We start from the raw sequence: 17,198 nt of genomic DNA, 5'->3' as shown, positions 1-17,198 counted from the left end.
CTGCACCGACACCCGCAGCAGCCCTCCCGGCTGCACCGCGGGTCGGTCCCAGCCGGTCAGCCCCAGCCGCTCAGACCCAGCCGGCTCGTGAACTCGCGGGGCTCGCCGGTGAGCGGGTCGGTGAAGGCGAGCCGCTCGGCGAGCAGCTGCAGGGGCGAGAAGAAGTCGTAGGGGTCCGGCGCGAGGTCCACCGGGTACACGGGGTCGCCGAGGATCGGCAGGCCCAGGCCATTCATGTGGACCCGCAGCTGGTGCGTCCTCCCGGTGTGCGGGGTGAGTCGGAAATCGCCGAGGCGACCTGCCGCGCCCAGGTGCTCGATGGTGCTGTGTGCGTTCGGCTCGCCGGGCACCTCGAGCATCTGCCGGGTCCCCGGCTCTTTCTCCAGGCGGCTCCACCGCTCGACCCGACGCACGCACTCCTCACCGGGCCGCGCGGCCTCCCAGCCGCCGGAACCGAACCCGGCGGGCAGCTCGGCGAGCGCCCGGTACGTCTTGTGCACCCGCCGGTCCTGGAACAGCCGCTGGTAGGCGCCGCGGGTCTCCGGCCGGCGGGACAGCACGAGCAGCCCGGCCGTCACGCGGTCGAGGCGGTGGATCGCCACGAGGTCGGGCTCCTCGCGCTCGACCCGCAGCCGGGTGACGGCGCACTCGCGGACGAACCGGCCGTTCGGGGTGCTCGCGAGGAAGTGGGGCTTGTCGACGACGAGGAGGTCGGCGTCCGAGTGGACGATGCCGATCTCGAACGGGATCCGGGCCTCCGGCGGCACCGGGCGGTGGAACCAGTAGAACCCGCCGGGGATCACCGGATCCGTCGCCGCGATCGGGCGTCCGGTCCCGTCGCACAGGCACCCGGCGTCCGAGACCGTCTGCGGATCCTGGGCGAGCAGCCCGGCGATGTCCGCCGCGGAGGCGTCCGGGAACTCCGCGCGCAGCCACTCCCCGACAGTCGCCGGCACAGGATCGCCCGACCGCGTGTGGGTCTGGTGGCCGCCGGGGGCGCGCAGCCGGTTCGCGGAGATCCCCTGACGCGGCGGCAGCGGGCTCACCGGCACGGCGGCACCTCGGGCGGTCCCTTCGAAGCAGCCTGACCGCGCCTCACAGGCGGACGTCCTCCCCCGCCTCGGCGAGGAGCTCGGCGACGGTCTGCTGACGGCGGATGCAGGTGAACTTCGCCGTCGACCCGTCCGAGGTGTAGGCGTAGACCGGGATGCGCGGCAGCGCGTTGTAGGCGAAGGGGGTGGAGAAGTAGTAGGCACCGGTGTCGTGGATGAGCGCGATGTCGCCGGGGTCGAGGCCGGGGATCACGAATTCGCGGCCGATCATGTCGCCGCTGAAGCAGCACGGCCCGGCGAGGTCCTGGATCCGGTTCGGGTTCCGGCTGGGTGTGCCGTCGGCGTGGAAGGCGCTCACCCGCAGCGGCCAGGCCTGCGGCATGAAGACCGTGCGGGTCGCGGTCTGCGCACCCGCGTGACCGATCGCGAACGCCCGCTGCCCGACGTTCTTCGTGTACTCGATGCGGGTGGCGATCGACCCGGCCTTGGCGAGCAGCGAGCGGCCGAACTCGGTGAGCACGGTGTACCTGCCGCTGAACAGCTCCGGCACCGCGCGCTCGAGCACCTCGGCGTAGGTGTGGAACGTCGGGGTGATCTCGTCGGAGCCGAAGTTCACGCTCAGCCCGCCGCCGATGTCGATCCGGGTGATCTGCTGGAACCCGGCGCCCTCCGTGACGGATTCGGCGAGCGACACGATCCGGCTGATGCCTTCCGCAGCGAGGTCGAGCCCGACGCCCTGCGACCCGGAGTGGACGTGGAGCTGGGTGATCCAGGGGCGGGCGACGATCGTGTCGACGAGCGCCTGCCGGGATTCCTCGTCGATGAGGGGGATGCCGAACTTCGTCGTGGTCGTCGCGGTGCTCATCTCGCCGATCGACCCGGAGCCGACGACCGGGTTGACCCGAACTCCGATCACCGAGCGCGTGTCGATCTCCGCCCGCAGCTCCTCGATCCGGGCGAGCTCCTGGTAGGAGTCGATGTTCACTGCCGCGCCCACGGTCAGGCAGTGACGGATCTCCGGCACGGTCTTCGCCGGCGAGTCGAGGACGATCCGCTCCGGTGGGAAGCCGGCGGCCTCGGCCATCGCGAACTCCCCGGGGCTCGCGACCTCGACGCCCATCCCGCGGTCGGCGAGGAACCGCAGCAGCGGGACGAGGGTGACGGCCTTGCACGCCACGAGGTGGATCGTGTCCGGGATCGAACTGAATGCCCAGCTCAGCGCTTCGATCTGGGTTTCGACCGCCTCGGTGTCGATGATCCCGACGACCGGCTGCTCTGCGGTGATGAGGGATTCGGCGGCGAGGGAGCGGACGGCGGCATAGCGGCGGTCGACGAAATCAGCCATGCGGGCAGTCTATCGACGGCGCCCGCCGCCGAGGCGCCCGCCGGCTCCCCCGGCCCCGCACCTGCCCGGCCCCGCCGCCGAGGCGTCCGCCGGCTGCCGTGCCACAGCCGGCCCCAGCCGGTCGTCAGGGCGACGCATGCCGTCATCCGGCGTCACTGTGCGACGAGGGATGACGCCGGTGTGACGCACCGCGTCGCTCTGCGTCCCGGTCCGCTCCACCGGACCCCGCCGCCTCCCTACGGTGGCGACACAGCTCACACCGAGCACAGGAGTGCACAGCACCCCACCGATCGCACGACAGCACCCCACCGGCCACCCGACATCACCGCCCCCACCGACCAGGAGGTCAGCCCATGCGCACACCGAGACCGTCCGCGCTCCTCGGAGCCGGCCTCGCGATGCTCGCGCTGCTCGGCGGCTGCGCTGCACCCGGCACCGAGCTCGCCGCCGCCTCCCGGCCCGGCACCGGCCCCGGCTCAGCCGACTCCGCCGGCGGCACGCTCGTCTACGGCCACCAGCAGGAGCCGCCCTGCGTGCACGGCGGCTGGATCGAGCAGGGCTACCTGTCCCACCAGGTGCTCGACGCCCTCGTCTCCCTCGACGAGGACGGGCAGGTGGTCCCCTGGCTCGCCACCGACTGGCACGAGTCCGCCGACCACCTGACCTGGACCTTCACCCTGCAGGAGGGGCCCACCTTCTCCGACGGCACCCCGGTCGACGCGCAGGCGGTCGTCGACAACATCGACTACTGGCTCGCCGGCGGCAACGGCACCGCGCAGGTGTGGATCGGCCCCTACGTCGACTCCGCCCGTGCTCTCGACGCCACCACGGTGGAGGTCGCGCTCTCCCAGCCCTACCCCCGGTTCGCGGAGAACCTCACCCAGCCCTACTTCGGTCTCCAGTCGCCGGCCGCACTGGCGGAGCGGACCGCGGAGGAGAACTGCCGGCAGCCGATCGGCTCCGGCCCGTTCACCGTCGCCGCATGGAACCGCGGACAGAACATCGTGCTCGACCGCCGCGACGACTACGACTGGGCGCCGGCGAACGCCGCCGTCCAGGGACCGGCCCGGGTGGCGCGCGTAGACTGGCGCTTCATCACCGACCCCACTGCCCGCACCGCGGCCCTGCGCTCCGGCGAGGTCGACGCGATCTACGACATCCAGGCCTTCGAATGGTCCGCTCTCGAATCCGAGGGCTACGAGCTCCACCGCTACGTCACCCCGGGCCGCCCCCAGCAGCTGAGCTTCAACACCAGCCGCGGGCCGTTCGCCGACGAGCGCGTCCGGCAGGCCTTCGCCTACAGCCTCGACCGCGAATCCGTCGTCGAGGCCGTGGGCCGCGGGGTCATCCCCTACGAGGGCAACGGCCCGGTGAGCCGCTCCACCCCGGCCTACAGCGAGGAGGCCGCGGCCCGTTACTCCTACGACCCCGAGCGCGCCCGGGAACTCCTCGACGACGCCGGCTGGGAGGTCGGCGCGGACGGGGTGCGCGTCAAGGACGGCGCGCGCCTCCACATCGACTTCCCCTACGCGATCAACCGCACGATCAACCAGGACGGCGCGGCGATCATCCAGGGGCTCCAGCAGTACGCCGAAGAGGTGGGCTTCGAGGTCGAGCTCATCCCCTTCCCACCGAGCGCGGCCGCCGCCGGCGCCTACTCCGGGCCCGAGGACTACGACGTCAGCATCGGCTACTGGACCTCCGTCAACGCCGGCATCCTGCTCGTCAACTGGCGGCAGAACCTCCCGGATTCGCCCAACCCGTCCAACTCCGCCTTCTACAACGACCCCGCGCTCGAGGCCACGATCCGCGAGGCGAACTCCGCCGTCGACCCCGACGGGCAGGACGCCCTCTACCGGCAGGCTCAGGAGTACATCGCCGACCGGGCGCTGTCGATCGGCGTGTACGACCGGCTGAGCACGCTCGCCGTCGGTCCGCACGTCGACGGCATCCGCCAGGAGAACTCACAGGGAGGACCGGTCTTCCATGACGCCCACCTCGTCGACTGACACGCACCCGGCAGGCACCACGGACCCCGGCCGCCGCCGAGGCGCCCTGCCCGATGGCACCGGCCCCGCCGCAGGCCGACTCGGCTCCCGGCCCTCCCGGCCCCGCACCGGGCCCGCCCGCCTCGTCACGTGGACGCGGCGCCTCGGCCGCTGGCCGGGACGCCTCGCCGCGGCGCTCCTCGTCATGTGGGGCGCGGTCACCGTGGCGTTCCTCGCCCAGCTCGCGCAGCCCGGCGACCGGGCGGCGGTGATCCTCAACCTCCGCACCGGCCAGACGCAGGAGCGCACCCCGGCCGAGCTCGCCCCGGTCAACGCCGAGTACGGCTTCGACGCCCCACCGTTCGAGCAGTACCTGTCCTACCTCGGCGGGCTGCTCCGCGGCGACCTCGGCGTCTCCTACCAGCAGCACCGGCCGGTGTGGGACATGATCGCCGAACAGCTCGGCGCGACCGTGGCGCTCTCGCTCACCGCGCTCGCCCTCGCCTGGGTCCTCATGGTGGCCTGGGTGGCGCTCACCGCCGGCCGGTCCCCGCGGGTCCGCGGTCTCGCCTCCACGGTCGAGGTGTTCGCCGCGAGCGTGCCCCAGTACTGGCTCGGGGTGCTCCTGCTCCTGGTGTTCGCCCTCGAGCTCGGCTGGGTGCCGGTGGTGGGCGGCAGCGGGCCGGCGGCACTCGTCCTGCCCGCCCTCACGCTGGCGATTCCGCTCGCCGGGTTCCTCGGGCAGGCCACGCGGGCGGAGTTCGAGCTCGCGCTGAGCCGGCCGTTCGTGCTGTCGGCCCGGGTGCGCGGCATGGGCGACCTCGGGGTGCGGCTGCGGCACGTGCTGCGCCATGCCGCGATCCCGCCGCTCACCCTGTCCGGCTGGGCGCTCGGCGCCACCGTGTCCGGGGCGGTGATCGTCGAGTCGGTGTTCAACCGCAACGGCATCGGCCGGGTCCTCGTGTCCGCGATCGAGGCCCAGGACCTGCCTGTCGCCACCGGGATCATCGTCCTCATCGCCGCCCTCTACGTCCTCGTCAACCTGGCGGTCGACGCGCTCGCCGCCCTCATCGATCCGAGGTTGAAAGCATGACCACCCCACCCCTTGCCCCCGTCCCGTCGACGCCGGTCGGCAGTCCGGCGCGTGTCTCCTCGGCACCCAGCGCTCCGGCTCCCGGCGCTCAGGCTCTCCGCGCTCCAACACCCGGCACTCCGGCTCCCGGCGACGGGGCGCCCGCCCCGCACCCGACGACCCCGGCCGGGCGCTCGCCCCGCCTGCCCCTCGGCCCGCTCGCGGCCGCGGCGACGCTCGCGATGTTCGCGCTCGCCGCGGTGGCGCCGGGCCTGCTCGCCCCGGGCAGCCCGGAGTCGCTCGACCTCGGCGCCACCCTGCAGGCGCCCTCGGCCGCGCACTGGTTCGGCACCGACGAACTCGGCCGCGACCTCTACACCCGCGTGGTCCACGGCACCGGCCTGTCGCTCCTCATCGGGCTCGGGGCGGCGGCGGTGAGCCTCACGCTCGCGGTGCTGCTCGCCGCGGCCTCCGCGCTCACCGGCCGGATCCTGTCCGGCGCGGCCGACCGCACGATCGAGATCCTCTTCGCCTTCCCCACCCTGCTCCTCGCGCTGCTCCTCATCGCCACGCTCGGCCCCTCGCCGCTGAGCCTCGTGCTCGCCGTCGGGGTGGGGACCGCGCCGGGGTACGCGCGGATCGTGCGCGGGCAGCTGCTCTCGGCCCGCAGCTCAGGCTACGTCGAGGCGGCCACCGGGCTCGGCCACCGGCGCCTGCGGGTCGTCGCGGCGCACATCCTGCCGAACGCGCTGCGCCCGCTCGTCGGGATCTTCACGATGTCGATCGGTCAGTCGATCGTGTGGGCCTCGAGCCTCGCGTTCCTCGGCCTCGGGGTCGCACCCCCGTCGCCGGAGTGGGGTGCCCTGCTCGACGCCGGGCGGGCCTATCTCACCGCCGCCGGCTGGCTCGTCGTCGTTCCGGGCCTCGTCATCGCCGTGCTCGCGCTCGCCGCGACGACGCTCGGCAAGCACATCCAGACCCGCCTCGAGACAGGACGCTGATATGACCCCCGAACTCCTCACGACCACCACCCCCACCGGTGGCGGGTCCGGCCCGGCCGGCAGCGTCCGCCCCGGCCCACCGGTCGGCGGCCCTCCCGATGGGCTCACCGGCACCGGCCCTGCCCGCACCGGCGCCGAGGCGCCTGCCGGCGCCCAGCACTCCCCTGCCGCCGCAGCCACCGGCGCGCCCGGCGGTGCCCCGGGTACCGGCGCGCCTCGGCTGAGGGTGGAGAACCTCCACGTCGGGTTCCGCCGGGACGGCGAGCTCCGGGAGATCGTCCACGGCCTGTCCTTCGAACTCCACCCGGGGCGATGCGTGGCGATCGTCGGCGAATCCGGCTCCGGCAAGAGCGTCACCGCCCGCACGCTCGTCGGCCTCCCCGGCCACGGCGCCGAGGTCCGCGCCGGCGCCCTGCGCCTCGGCGACCACGACCTGCTCACCGCCGGCGAGCGCACCTGGCAGCGGATCCGCGGCGCGGAGATCGGCTTCGTCCTCCAGGACGCGCTCGTCTCCCTCGACCCGCTGCGCCCGGTCGGGGCGGAGATCGCCGAGGCGCTGCGCCTCCACGGCGTCGGTCCGCGCGCGGTCCGCGCCCGGCGCGCCGTCGAGCTGCTCGCCGCCGCCGGCGTCCCCACCCCGGAGGTCCGCGCCCGGCAGCGTCCCGGGGAACTGTCCGGCGGGCTGCGGCAGCGCGCCCTCATCGCCTCGGCGATCGCACTCGGCCCCCAGGTGCTCATCGCCGACGAGCCGACAACGGCGCTCGACGTCACCGTCCAGGCACAGGTGCTCAGGGTGTTCGAGCAGATGAAGGCGGCCGGGGAATCGATCATCCTCATCAGCCACGACCTCTCAGTCGTGGCGCACCTCGCCGACGAGGTCCTCGTCATGCGCGGCGGGCACGTCGTCGAACAGGGACCCACCGCGCAGGTCCTCGCCCGGCCCGCGCACCCCTACACCCGGGCGCTCATCCGGGCGGTGCCGAGCGCGGCCACCCGCGGCCGGCGCCTGAGCGCAGGGCCGGACGAGGCGGACGCCGCTTCCGTGAGAGCCTCCGGCCGGGCGGCGATCGGTGCCCGGCCGGAGCGCACCTCGGCTCCGGTGGGCGCCCCGGGTCCGGTGGGCGCTCAGGGTCCGGTGGGCGCTCAGGGTCCGGTGGGCACCCCGACGGAGATCGTGCTCGAGGCGCGCGAGCTGACCCGGACCTTCCGCGGACGCCGCGGGAGGGTGCACCGGGCGGTCGACGGCGTGTCCTTCCGGCTCCACCGGGGCGAGGTCCTCGGGATCGTCGGTGAATCCGGGTCGGGGAAGTCGACCACGGCTCGGATCGCGCTCGGCCTCGAGTCCGCGGACTCCGGCACCGTGACCCTCCTCGGCCACGACTGGTCGGCCCTCCCCGAGCGGAGGCGGCGGGCCCTGCGCTCCCGGATCTCCGTCGTCCAGCAGGACCCGCTGAGCTCCTTCGACCCGCGCTGGAGCGTCGAACGGATCCTCCGCGACGCGCTCTCCGTGCGCTCCTCCGGCTCGGACTCTGCGGGTTCGAACGCTGCAGGTTCGGGCGGAGCCGGGTCGGGTGCTGCGGATTCCGGCGCCGATCCGGCCGGGCGCAGCGGCGCCGGGCCGCATGCCGAGGTGCTCCGACTCCTCGGGCTCGTCGGGCTCGCCCCGGAGGTCGCCGGGCGGAATCCTGCCACGCTGTCCGGCGGGCAGCGCCAGCGGGTGTCGATCGCCCGGGCGCTCGCCCCGGAGCCGGATGTCCTCGTGCTCGACGAGGCGGTGTCCGCGCTCGACGTGTCCGTGCAGGCCCAGATCCTCGACCTGCTCGCGGACCTGCGGCGGCACCTCGGCACGAGCTGCCTCTTCATCTCCCACGACCTCGGCGTCATCAGCCACCTGAGCGATCGGGTGCTCGTGATGAAGGACGGCCGGGTCGTGGAGTCCGGGACGCCCGAGCAGATCTTCGACGCCCCCGCGCACCCCTACACCCGCACGCTCGTCGAGTCCCTCCACACGCTCGACCGCTCGGCCGCCGCCGCGACGGCACCGGCATCCGCCCGACCCCACTGACCTCCTGAGCCCACTGGCCTCCTGAGCCCACTGGCCTCCTGACCTTGTGACCTTCTGACCCACCGATCGTCCGACACACACGGACCACCCCACACCCACCGACACCGTCTTCCGCCGTCCACCGACACCCACGAAGGAGTCCACCATGACCCGCCCGCTGCTCTTCAACGCGTTCCTCATGAACACCCCCTCGCACATCCAGCACGGCCAGTGGCGCCACCCGGACGCCGGCCAGGTCGAGTACCAGGGCCTCGACCTGTGGCTCGACCTCGCGCGCACGCTCGAGCGCGGACTGTTCGACGCGATGTTCTTCGCCGACGTGTCCGGGCTCTACGGGCCGGCCGACGGCTCCTACGTCGACAACGTCCACGAGGGGCTGCAGATCCCGAGCAACGACCCGACCGTGCTGCTCAGCGCGCTCGCCGCCGTGACCGAGCACATCGGGCTGGCGACGACCTCGAACGTCATGCAGAACCCGCCGTTCAACTTCGCCCGCCAGATCTCTACCCTCGATCATCTGTCGAAGGGCCGCATCGCCTGGAACATCGTGACCTCGACGCAGGAGAACGCCGCCCGGAACTTCGGGCTGCCCGGACTCGTCGAGCACGACGCCCGCTACGACTGGGCCGACGAGTACGTCGACGTCGTGTACAAGCTGTGGGAGGGGTCCTGGGACGAGGGCGCGCTGCTCAAGGATCGGGCCGGCGGCCGGTTCGCCGACCCCGCCCGGATCCACAAGATCCACCATGTCGGCGAGCGCTACCGGGTCGAGGGCCCGCACCTGCCCGCGCCGAGCCCGCAGCGCACGCCGCTGCTGTTCCAGGCCGGCGGCTCCCCGCGCGGCATCGCGTTCGCCGCCCGACACGCGGAGGCGGTGTTCATCGCCACCCCGAACCCGGATGTCGCCCGGCAGCACATCGACGGGGCGCGCGAGCAGGCGGTGGCGAACGGCCGGCACGGCGACGACATCCGGTTCTTCCAGGGCATGAGCTTCGTCATCGGCAGCACCGAGGCCGAGGCGCAGGCGAAGAACCGCGACCTCCTCGACTACGCCTCGGACACCGGGTACGCGACTCACGCCTCGATCGGCGTCCTGCCCGACGGCACGCGACTGCCGGCCGACACCCCGCTCAAGGACATCCCGAACAACGGCGGCCGCGGGCACGTCGAGTGGCTGCGGGCGGCGACCCCGGGCCGCGAGCCGGTGCTCGGCGATCTCGCGCGGAACCGGATGATCGGCCAGTCGCTCGTCGGCACCCCGGAGCAGATCGCCGACCGGCTGACCGAGTGGCAGCGGGCGGGGGTGGACGGCATCAACGTCGTCAACTGGCGCCTGCCGGAGTCGTACACCGACTTCATCGACCACCTGCTGCCGACGCTGCAGGAGCGCGGCCTGGCGAAGACCTCCTACGGCGAGGCGACGACGCTGCGCGGCCGGATCTTTGGTCACGACCGGCTCCCCGACCGCCACCCGGCCGCCCGCTACCGCGGCGCTTTCGGTGATCGGGCAGCAGGAGCAGCCGGGGCGGGCGGAAGCGAGTCGCGCGATACCGATTCGGGCGACACCGAGGCGACGACCCCCACCCCGGCACCCGCCTTCTCCGGCTCCCCCGCCTGAGCCGCCAGCCCGGCGCGGGCACCCAGCCTTGGGCACCTCGGGCAGCCCGACACGGTCGGCCCCGCCGCGGACACCTCGGGCACGGCACGGACACCTCGGGCACGGGATCGCCTCAACGCACTCAGGTGGTCACAGATCCACGATCCGTAGGCTCGGAATCGTGGATCTGTGACCACCTGACGTGTCCCGGGGCCGAGGCGCCGGCCGGCAGGAGCCGGGCCGGCGCCTCGGCCGGGGTGCGGGTCAGTACTCGATGACGACGCGGCCCTCGATCTTGCCGTGCTCCATCTCGTCGAAGACGGCGTTGATGTCCTCGAGCGGGCGCTTGCTGTACGTCGGCTTGATCTTGCCGGCGGCGTAGAAGGCGAGCGCCTCGTCCATGTCCTGGCGGGTGCCGACGATCGAGCCGCGGATCGTCAGTCCCTTGAGGACGATGTCGAAGATCGGCGCCGGGAACTCGCCCGGGGGCAGCCCGTTGAACACGATCGTGCCGCCGCGGCGGGTCATGTCGATCGCCTGGCGGAACGCCGCCGGGTGGACGGCGGTGACGAGCACGCCGTGCGCGCCCCCGGTCTTCGACTGGATCTCCTCGGCCGGGTCGACGGCGAAGGCGTTGACGGTAATCTCCGCGCCGTGCTTCTTCGCCAGCGCGAGCTTGTCGTCGGCGACGTCGACGGCGATCACGCGCATGCCCATCGCCACCGCGTACTGCACCGCGATGTGCCCGAGGCCGCCGATCCCGGAGATCACGACCCACTGGCCGGGCCGCACCTCGGTGCGCTTGAGGCCCTTGTAGACGGTGACGCCGGCGCACAGCACGGGGGCGATCTCGTAGGGGTCGGCGCCCTCGGGGATCTTCGCGGCGTAGTCCGCCTCGACGAGCATGTACTCGCCGAACGAGCCGTCGACGGAGTAGCCGCCGTTGGTCTGCTGCTCGCACAGGGTCTCCCAGCCGGTGCGGCAGTACTCGCACTGCCCGCAGCCCGAGGCGAGCCAGGCGTTGCCGACCATGTCGCCGACCGCGAGTGAGGTCACGCCCTCACCGACGGCCTCGACGACTCCCACGCCCTCGTGGCCGGGGATGAAGGGTGGCTCGGGCTTGACCGGCCAGTCGCCGTGGAGGGCGTGGAGGTCGGTGTGGCAGACGCCGCTGGCGATGAGCTTCACCAGCACCTGTCCGCGTCCGGGTGTGGGGGTCTCGACGGCCTCATCGACGGTGATGGAGTCGCCGAACTGCTCGACTACTGCTGCTCTCATGGTGGACATGTCACTGAATCCTTCTCGTAGCGGTTCACTTCAGGGATGGGAAGGGGTCACGTCGGGGACGGCGGAGCCGCCCGGGGACAGGTGGATCGGGGTGGGACGGGTGGCCCCGTCCGGGGGCGGTCCGGGGACGCGCCCGGGACCGAGGGGTGGTACCGGTGCCCTCCGGCCGCGCCGCGCAGGCGTCACGCAGCCCGGCCGGAGGCTCGGCGGACGCGGCTCAGAAGAAGCCGAGCGCGTTGTCCGAGTAGCTCACCAGCAGGTTCTTCGTCTGCTGGTAGTGGTCGAGCATCATCAGGTGGTTCTCGCGGCCGATGCCCGAGCTCTTGTACCCGCCGAACGCCGCGTGCGCCGGGTAGCTGTGGTAGTTGTTCACCCACACGCGCCCGGCCTGGATCGCCCGGCCGGCCCGGTAGGCGATGTTGCCGTTGCGGCTCCACACCCCGGCGCCGAGGCCGTAGAGGGTGTCGTTGGCCACGGAGATTGCCTCGTCGTAGTCCTCGAACGAGGTGAGCGCGAGGACCGGGCCGAAGATCTCCTCCTGGAAGATCCGCATCGAGTTGTCGCCCTGGAACACCGTCGGGGCGACGTAGTAGCCGTCGGCGAGGTCGCCGTCGAGCTGCGCCTGCTCACCGCCGACGAGCACCTTCGCGCCCTCCTGCTTGCCGATGTCGAGGTAGGACTTGATCTTCTCGAGCTGGTCGTTCGAGGCCTGCGCGCCCACCTGGGTGTCGGTGTCGAGCGGGTTGCCCTGCTTGACGGACTTGACGCGCTCGATACCGGCGGCGACGAAGTCGTCGAAGATCGACTTCTGGACGAGCGCGCGGGACGGGCAGGTGCACACCTCGCCCTGGTTGAGGCCGAACATTGCGAAGCCCTCGAGCGCCTTGTCGTAGAAGGCGTCCTTCTCCTGCGCGACGTCGGCGAAGAAGATGTTCGGGCTCTTGCCGCCGAGCTCGAGGGTGACCGGGATGAGGTTCTGCGAGGCGTACTGCATGATGAGGCGGCCGGTGGTCGTCTCACCGGTGAACGCGATCTTGCGGATCCGCTTGTTCGAGGCGAGCGGCTTGCCGCACTCGACGCCGAATCCGTTGACGATGTTGAGCACGCCCCGGGGCAGCAGGTCGCCGATGAGCTCGACGAGCACGAGGATCGAGGCCGGGGTCTGCTCGGCGGGCTTGAGGACGATCGCGTTGCCGGCGGCGAGCGCGGGGGCGATCTTCCACACCGCCATGAGGATCGGGAAGTTCCACGGGATGATCTGGCCGACGACGCCCAAGGGCTCGTGGTAGTGGTAGGCGACGGTGTCCTCGTCGATCTGCGACAGCGTCCCCTCCTGCGCGCGGATCGCCCCGGCGAAGTACCGGAAGTGGTCGACGGCGAGCGGCAGGTCCGCGTTGAGCGGCTCCCGGATCGCCTTGCCGTTGTCCCAGGTCTCGGCGACGGCGATCATCTCGAGGTTCTCCTCGATGCGGTCGGCGATCCGGGTGAGGATCACCGCGCGCTCCGCCGGCGAGGTCCTCCCCCAGGCGGGTGCGGCGCCGTGCGCGGCATCGAGGGCGACCTCGATGTCCTCGGCGGTGGATTGGGCGACCTCGCAGAACGGCTTGCCGGTGACCGGGCTGATGTTCTCGAAGTAGTTCCCCTTGACCGGGGCGACCCATTCGCCGCCGATCCAGTTGTCGTAGCGGGACTTGAATGTGACCTTCGAACCCTCGGTGCCGGGCTGTGCGTATACGACCATGCCAACTCCTTCGTCGTCATCGTGTACTCGTCCGGCCTCGTTGCCGGGAGATGCGTCCACGCTAATGCGACGGGGGTTGCCTCAAGGTTGCAGGCGAGGTGGGAGCGGTGCGCACGCCCGCCGACGGAGCACGGGCACCATGGCAGGGAGCCGGGGCCGAGGTGCGCGCCGGCCGGTCATGCTCCGGCGAGGAGCTCCTCGAGGTGGGACACGACGAGGCTGCGCTTGGGTGAGCGGGCGGGCAGGATCCGCAGGCCCAGTCGCCAGGCCTCCTCGTCCGCGGCGGCTTCCGGGAGCTGGAGGTACTCCCACAGCTGCTCCGGCGTGCCCGATTCGAGGACGGCGCTGCGCAGCGCCGCGGCGAGCCGGTGGCGCTCGGAGTCGATCGCGGCGGAGTCCGAGCACGGGAGCAGCTCGCCGCGGTAATCGGCCAGGGCGGCGTCGAGCTCCCCGGCGGCGATCGCCCGGGTGACGCGGAGGAAGTCCGCGCTCATCCCCGCGGGCAGGCGGTAGGGCCGGGACAGCAGGGGCAGCTCGGGGCACCAGCGCTCGAGCACCTTGCGCAGGCGCGTCATCTCCGCGCGCAGGGTCACTGCCGCCAGCGGCTCCCCGTCGGTGGCGAGCAGCGCGGCGAGCTCGGCGCTCGACACCCCGGCGGGGTGGAGGGCGAGGATCGAGAGTATCTCCGCATGGCGCTGGCGCAGCTGCACCGGCCCGCCCGCGACGTCGAGGAGGGGCACCTGCAGACCGGTCGTCCGCAGCACGGCGACGGTCCGGGGAGAGTCCTGCGCGCCTCGGCGGTGGGGCGCCCCCTCAGCACCTCGGCCTCGGGGTGCCGCCTGGTCGCCGGGTGGGACTTGGTCGACAGGCGCCTCGTGCGCGCTGGGCGCGAACCGGAGCCCCGGCGGTTCCGCGTCCGGTGCCGGCTTCGCGCCTCCTGCCGACTCCCCGGCCTGCGCCGGCTGCGGACCTCGCACCGGTCCCGCGTGCTGCGTCCGCCTGGGGTCCGGCACCGACCTCGGCACCCACCCGGCCCCCGGTGCAGGGGCCGATGTCTGTGCCGAACCGTCCGCGGGCGCCGAGGCCGGGGCGCTGTCGTGGAGCAGCGCCCGCATCTCGGCCTGGGCGGCGGCGACGGCGGCCTCGACGAGCGGCTGGCTGTGCCGGGCGACGGCCTTCTCGTCGCCGGTGAGGTCGACGACGCCGAGCAGCCGGCGGGTGCGCGGGTCGCGGATCGGCACCGCGGTGCAGCTCCACGGGTGGACGGACCTGGCGAAGTGCTCCGGCCCGGTGATCTGCACCGATTCCCCGGTGACCAGGGCGGTGCCCGGGGCGCTCGTGCCGATCGACTCCTCCGACCAGTCCATCCCCGCCTCGAACCCCATGCCCGAGGCGCGGCGCAGCGCGTCGTCATCGCCGAGCACCCACAGCATGCGGCCGTGCTCGTCGGCGATCGCGACGAGCAGGCCGGTGCCGGCGGCGGGGGCGGCGAGGAGCTGCTCGAACACCGGCAGCACGAGGCGCAGCGGATGGGAGCTGCGTGCCGCGGCCAGGGCTCGGGAGTCGAGGGCATGGGCCGGGCGGCTGCGGTCGGGGTCGCGGTGGTGCTCGAGCGAGCGCTGCCAGGAGGAGCGCACGATCTCACGCAGGCCGCTGACCGCGGTCAGCTCTCCGGTGTCGAGCTGTTCGTGGGCTCGGAGCACGTTCGACGGGTTCGCCATCGTCGGCACCTCACAGGGGTCTGGATCCGCGCCTCGGTCGAGGCGTGCACCCGGCGGACGGCGATGTCCCGGTGGGTGCAGGTGGGACCAGTGTAATCACGATCACAGCACCGAACCAGGCCGGTGCCCGAGGGGCGCCGGGGGGGGGCGGGGAGGACCGGGTCGGCGGCCGGAGGGACCAGCGGATCGAACCGGCCGGAGGGATCAGCGGGTCGAACGCTGCGTCTCCGGCCGGGTCGGCACGCCAACTCACTGGCTCGCAGTTCGCCGGCCACTCCAGTGCGGTTCGCCAGTTCCGGGGTCAATCCCGTGCGGCACCCCGGGTTTCACAGCCACTCCAGTGCGGTTCCCCGCGAGTATCCGCACTGCGCTGCACCTCGAACCGGCGGGGTCGAGGACCGGGCGGTTCGAGCGAGGATGCAGAGACTGTTCCGGCGCTCGGCACTGGGCGCCTGGCGTTGAGGTTCCGGCGCTCGGCTCCTGCCGCTACTCGTCGTCGCTCGTGCGCAGTCCGCGCCGGGCCGAAAGCAGCTCGATCTCGGGCCGGGCTGCGACCAGGCGCTCGACGGCATCGAGCATCTCGACAGTGTGCTGGTGATCTGCGCTCACCACCGCCGCCCCGATCGCCGCACGCCGGTGCAGGTCGAGGTGGTCGACCTCGGCGACGCTGACCTGGAAGCGCTTGCGCACCTCGGCGATGATCGGCCGGACGACCGAGCGCTTGGCCTTGAGGGAATGCACATCGCCCAGGCGGAGGTCCATCTCGATCCATCCCATCCACATGCCACCAGGATCGCAGATGCTGCCGTGATTCCGCAGAGCTCACCGGAGCCCGAGGCGCAGTCGCTCATCGCGAGCCGAAACTCCAGCATCCTGGCGCCCTGCCACCGACGAAGCTCTCGCACCCGGGTCTCCCGCGGCTCCAGTACCCTGGCGTCCGCGTAACCCAAGCGCCCGGGCGCGGCACTGCCGGAGCCGGCCGGCTGCATCCGACCGCTGGTCACAGGCGACCGTTCCGGTGCACTGCCGGGCTGTGGAACTGAACCGCTCCATCCACAGGCAGCAGGCCACACCGGACACGCAGGGCTCGGAGCCGCACCCTGGACAGATGAGACATGACAAGGAGATCCTCATTCGGATGCCGGTGCTGGCACGACGGCAGGATGCGAAGCGCCTCGGTCTGTCCGAGTACGCATTGTCCGGACGCGGCGACACGGCCCAGCCGTTCCCGGGCGTCTACATCCACCCCTCCGAAACCGAGCCTCTGCGGGTGCCGAGCTGGGTCGACGACCACTGGCTCGACATCCACACCCGCGTTCGCGCGCTGCAGCTGCAGAGACCGGACGCCGTGGTCTCCCACGCGACCGCCGCGTTCCTGCTCGGGTGGCCCATCCCGTATGTCGTCCGCGGCCCGATCGACGTGACGACGCCGAGGTCGCGGATGCGCCGAGCGGGCGTGCGGGGGCACGGACCTCGCGACGTGGCGACAGCGGTGCACCGCGGAGTGATGATGGCCCGGCAGTCCGAGGTGCTGCGCGGGATCAGCGCCTCGTCCACTCCTCGTCAGCTCATCACGGTGCTCGATACGATCTGCGGCAGATGGCACGGCCCGCCGGCAGCTCACCCGGACGACATCAGAAAGATGATCGAGGACTCCCCTCGGTTCCGTGGCAGCGAAGCTCTCCGCACCGCCCTCGCCTCTGCACGGGCAGGTGTGGATTCTCCGCGGGAGACCGACCTCCGCCTACTCATCGTGGCAGCCGGGCTTCCGGAACCGGTGGTGGCGCACCCCGTGCGGTTCGACGACGAGACCCTGCACCCCGACCTGTCGTACCCGGAGCTGCGCATCGCCATCGAGTACGAAGGCGAGCATCACCGGACCGACCCTCGCCAATGGGACATCGATATCGTGCGGGAGCGCGTGTTCCGGGAGGCCGGCTGGGAATACATCCGGGTCACGCAGTCCACGCGCCCGGAGACGATCATCCGGCTGATCCGCTCGGCGCTCGAGCGGCGGCGCGGCACGGTGAGCCGGGCCGCCTGACGCCGGAATCCCGAGGATAGGGCCGCACGAGGCCTCGGTTCACTCACGCCGGTGTGTGGAAGCAGCCGGGTCATGGAGACAACCGGTTCGGGGGCAGTCGGTTCGGGGGACACCTGGCGCGTGGGGCACTTAGGCAGCCGGTTCGTGGGGACGGACGGTGCGTGGGGACAACCGGTTCGTGAGGCACTGCAGTGCGATTACCCGCCGGTAAGCGCACCACGATGACGAGGGAAGCTCCACGACCGCACTGGAGTGACCACGGAACGAACCAACCGCACTGGAGTG

12 protein-coding genes are annotated in these 17,198 nt (G+C 72.4%); 6 read left to right on the top strand and 6 right to left on the bottom strand.

The window, feature by feature from the left end:
* Window positions 1-56: 56 nt before the first annotated feature.
* Both ABD883_RS10180 and ABD883_RS10175 read right to left on the bottom strand, forming a co-directional pair.
* Entirely contained in the window at window positions 57-1,052 is a 996-nt protein-coding gene (locus tag ABD883_RS10180; RefSeq protein WP_425548434.1) for a pseudouridine synthase, read from the bottom strand.
* A gap of 43 nt (window positions 1,053-1,095) precedes the next feature.
* Window positions 1,096-2,397 carry a type III PLP-dependent enzyme domain-containing protein gene (locus ABD883_RS10175; RefSeq protein WP_247423140.1) on the bottom strand — a complete coding sequence of 434 codons (1,302 nt, stop codon included), beginning with the start codon at window positions 2,395-2,397 and terminating at the stop codon, window positions 1,096-1,098.
* A 353-nt stretch (window positions 2,398-2,750) separates the two neighbouring features.
* Between ABD883_RS10175 and ABD883_RS10170 the strand changes: the two genes are divergently transcribed.
* The 5 genes from ABD883_RS10170 (at window position 2,751) to ABD883_RS10150 (ending at window position 10,141) form a co-directional block, all read left to right on the top strand.
* Window positions 2,751-4,406 carry an ABC transporter substrate-binding protein gene (locus tag ABD883_RS10170; RefSeq protein WP_345031860.1) on the top strand — a complete coding sequence of 552 codons (1,656 nt, stop codon included), beginning with the start codon at window positions 2,751-2,753 and terminating at the stop codon, window positions 4,404-4,406.
* A complete protein-coding gene (locus ABD883_RS10165) occupies window positions 4,384-5,478 on the top strand; it encodes an ABC transporter permease (protein WP_345031858.1) in 1,095 nt (364 codons plus the stop codon). The genes ABD883_RS10170 and ABD883_RS10165 overlap by 23 nt, the downstream gene beginning before the upstream one ends.
* The gene (locus ABD883_RS10160) at window positions 5,475-6,458 is read left to right on the top strand and encodes an ABC transporter permease subunit (protein ID WP_345031856.1); all 984 of its coding nucleotides are present in this window, start codon (window positions 5,475-5,477) and stop codon (window positions 6,456-6,458) included. Before ABD883_RS10165 ends, ABD883_RS10160 begins: the two co-directional genes overlap by 4 nt.
* Before the next feature lies 1 nt (window position 6,459).
* Window positions 6,460-8,523, top strand: coding sequence for a dipeptide ABC transporter ATP-binding protein (locus ABD883_RS10155; protein ID WP_345031854.1), 2,064 nt, complete (start codon window positions 6,460-6,462; stop codon window positions 8,521-8,523).
* Between the two features lie 145 nt (window positions 8,524-8,668).
* Window positions 8,669-10,141 carry an LLM class flavin-dependent oxidoreductase gene (locus tag ABD883_RS10150; protein ID WP_247423149.1) on the top strand — a complete coding sequence of 491 codons (1,473 nt, stop codon included), beginning with the start codon at window positions 8,669-8,671 and terminating at the stop codon, window positions 10,139-10,141.
* A 243-nt stretch (window positions 10,142-10,384) separates the two neighbouring features.
* Here the strand turns inward: ABD883_RS10150 and adhP are convergent, their stop codons facing one another.
* The 4 genes from adhP to ABD883_RS10130 all read right to left on the bottom strand — a co-directional run bounded on the left by adhP (window position 10,385) and on the right by ABD883_RS10130 (window position 15,652).
* Window positions 10,385-11,407, bottom strand: coding sequence for an alcohol dehydrogenase AdhP (gene adhP, locus ABD883_RS10145; protein WP_345031850.1), 1,023 nt, complete (start codon window positions 11,405-11,407; stop codon window positions 10,385-10,387).
* A 217-nt stretch (window positions 11,408-11,624) separates the two neighbouring features.
* Window positions 11,625-13,148, bottom strand: coding sequence for an acetaldehyde dehydrogenase ExaC (gene exaC / locus ABD883_RS10140; protein WP_247423159.1), 1,524 nt, complete (start codon window positions 13,146-13,148; stop codon window positions 11,625-11,627).
* A gap of 176 nt (window positions 13,149-13,324) precedes the next feature.
* Window positions 13,325-14,869, bottom strand: a complete 1,545-nt coding sequence (locus ABD883_RS10135) for a transcriptional regulator (RefSeq protein ID WP_345031847.1) — start codon at window positions 14,867-14,869, stop codon at window positions 13,325-13,327.
* Between the two features lie 486 nt (window positions 14,870-15,355).
* Window positions 15,356-15,652, bottom strand: a complete 297-nt coding sequence (locus tag ABD883_RS10130; RefSeq protein ID WP_345031844.1) for a DUF503 domain-containing protein — start codon at window positions 15,650-15,652, stop codon at window positions 15,356-15,358.
* A 325-nt stretch (window positions 15,653-15,977) separates the two neighbouring features.
* On the opposite strand from ABD883_RS10130, the gene ABD883_RS10125 reads away from it, so the two are divergent.
* On the top strand, window positions 15,978-16,913 hold the full coding sequence (locus tag ABD883_RS10125) for a hypothetical protein (RefSeq protein ID WP_345031842.1): 936 nt from the start codon (window positions 15,978-15,980) through the stop codon (window positions 16,911-16,913).
* Window positions 16,914-17,198 lie beyond the last annotated feature (285 nt).

The organism is Brevibacterium pityocampae (assembly GCF_039541555.1).
Taxonomy (GTDB): Bacteria; Actinomycetota; Actinomycetes; order Actinomycetales; family Brevibacteriaceae; genus Brevibacterium; species Brevibacterium pityocampae.
The sequence above is the reverse complement of the archived record's forward strand: the minus strand, read 5'-3'. Positions and strand labels throughout refer to the sequence as shown.

What these genes read in the sequence shown, in the direction of transcription:
- ABD883_RS10175 (WP_247423140.1), bottom strand. Translation starts at nt 2,397, where the DNA reads ATGGCTGATTTCGTCGACCGCCGCTATGCCGCCGTCCGCTCCCTCGCC.
- ABD883_RS10170 (WP_345031860.1), top strand. Translation starts at nt 2,751, where the DNA reads ATGCGCACACCGAGACCGTCCGCGCTCCTCGGAGCCGGCCTCGCGATG.
- ABD883_RS10165 (WP_345031858.1), top strand. Translation starts at nt 4,384, where the DNA reads ATGACGCCCACCTCGTCGACTGACACGCACCCGGCAGGCACCACGGAC.
- ABD883_RS10160 (WP_345031856.1), top strand. Translation starts at nt 5,475, where the DNA reads ATGACCACCCCACCCCTTGCCCCCGTCCCGTCGACGCCGGTCGGCAGT.
- ABD883_RS10155 (WP_345031854.1), top strand. Translation starts at nt 6,460, where the DNA reads ATGACCCCCGAACTCCTCACGACCACCACCCCCACCGGTGGCGGGTCC.
- ABD883_RS10150 (WP_247423149.1), top strand. Translation starts at nt 8,669, where the DNA reads ATGACCCGCCCGCTGCTCTTCAACGCGTTCCTCATGAACACCCCCTCG.
- adhP (WP_345031850.1), bottom strand. Translation starts at nt 11,407, where the DNA reads ATGTCCACCATGAGAGCAGCAGTAGTCGAGCAGTTCGGCGACTCCATC.
- exaC (WP_247423159.1), bottom strand. Translation starts at nt 13,148, where the DNA reads ATGGTCGTATACGCACAGCCCGGCACCGAGGGTTCGAAGGTCACATTC.
- ABD883_RS10135 (WP_345031847.1), bottom strand. Translation starts at nt 14,869, where the DNA reads ATGGCGAACCCGTCGAACGTGCTCCGAGCCCACGAACAGCTCGACACC.
- ABD883_RS10130 (WP_345031844.1), bottom strand. Translation starts at nt 15,652, where the DNA reads ATGTGGATGGGATGGATCGAGATGGACCTCCGCCTGGGCGATGTGCAT.
- ABD883_RS10125 (WP_345031842.1), top strand. Translation starts at nt 15,978, where the DNA reads ATGAGACATGACAAGGAGATCCTCATTCGGATGCCGGTGCTGGCACGA.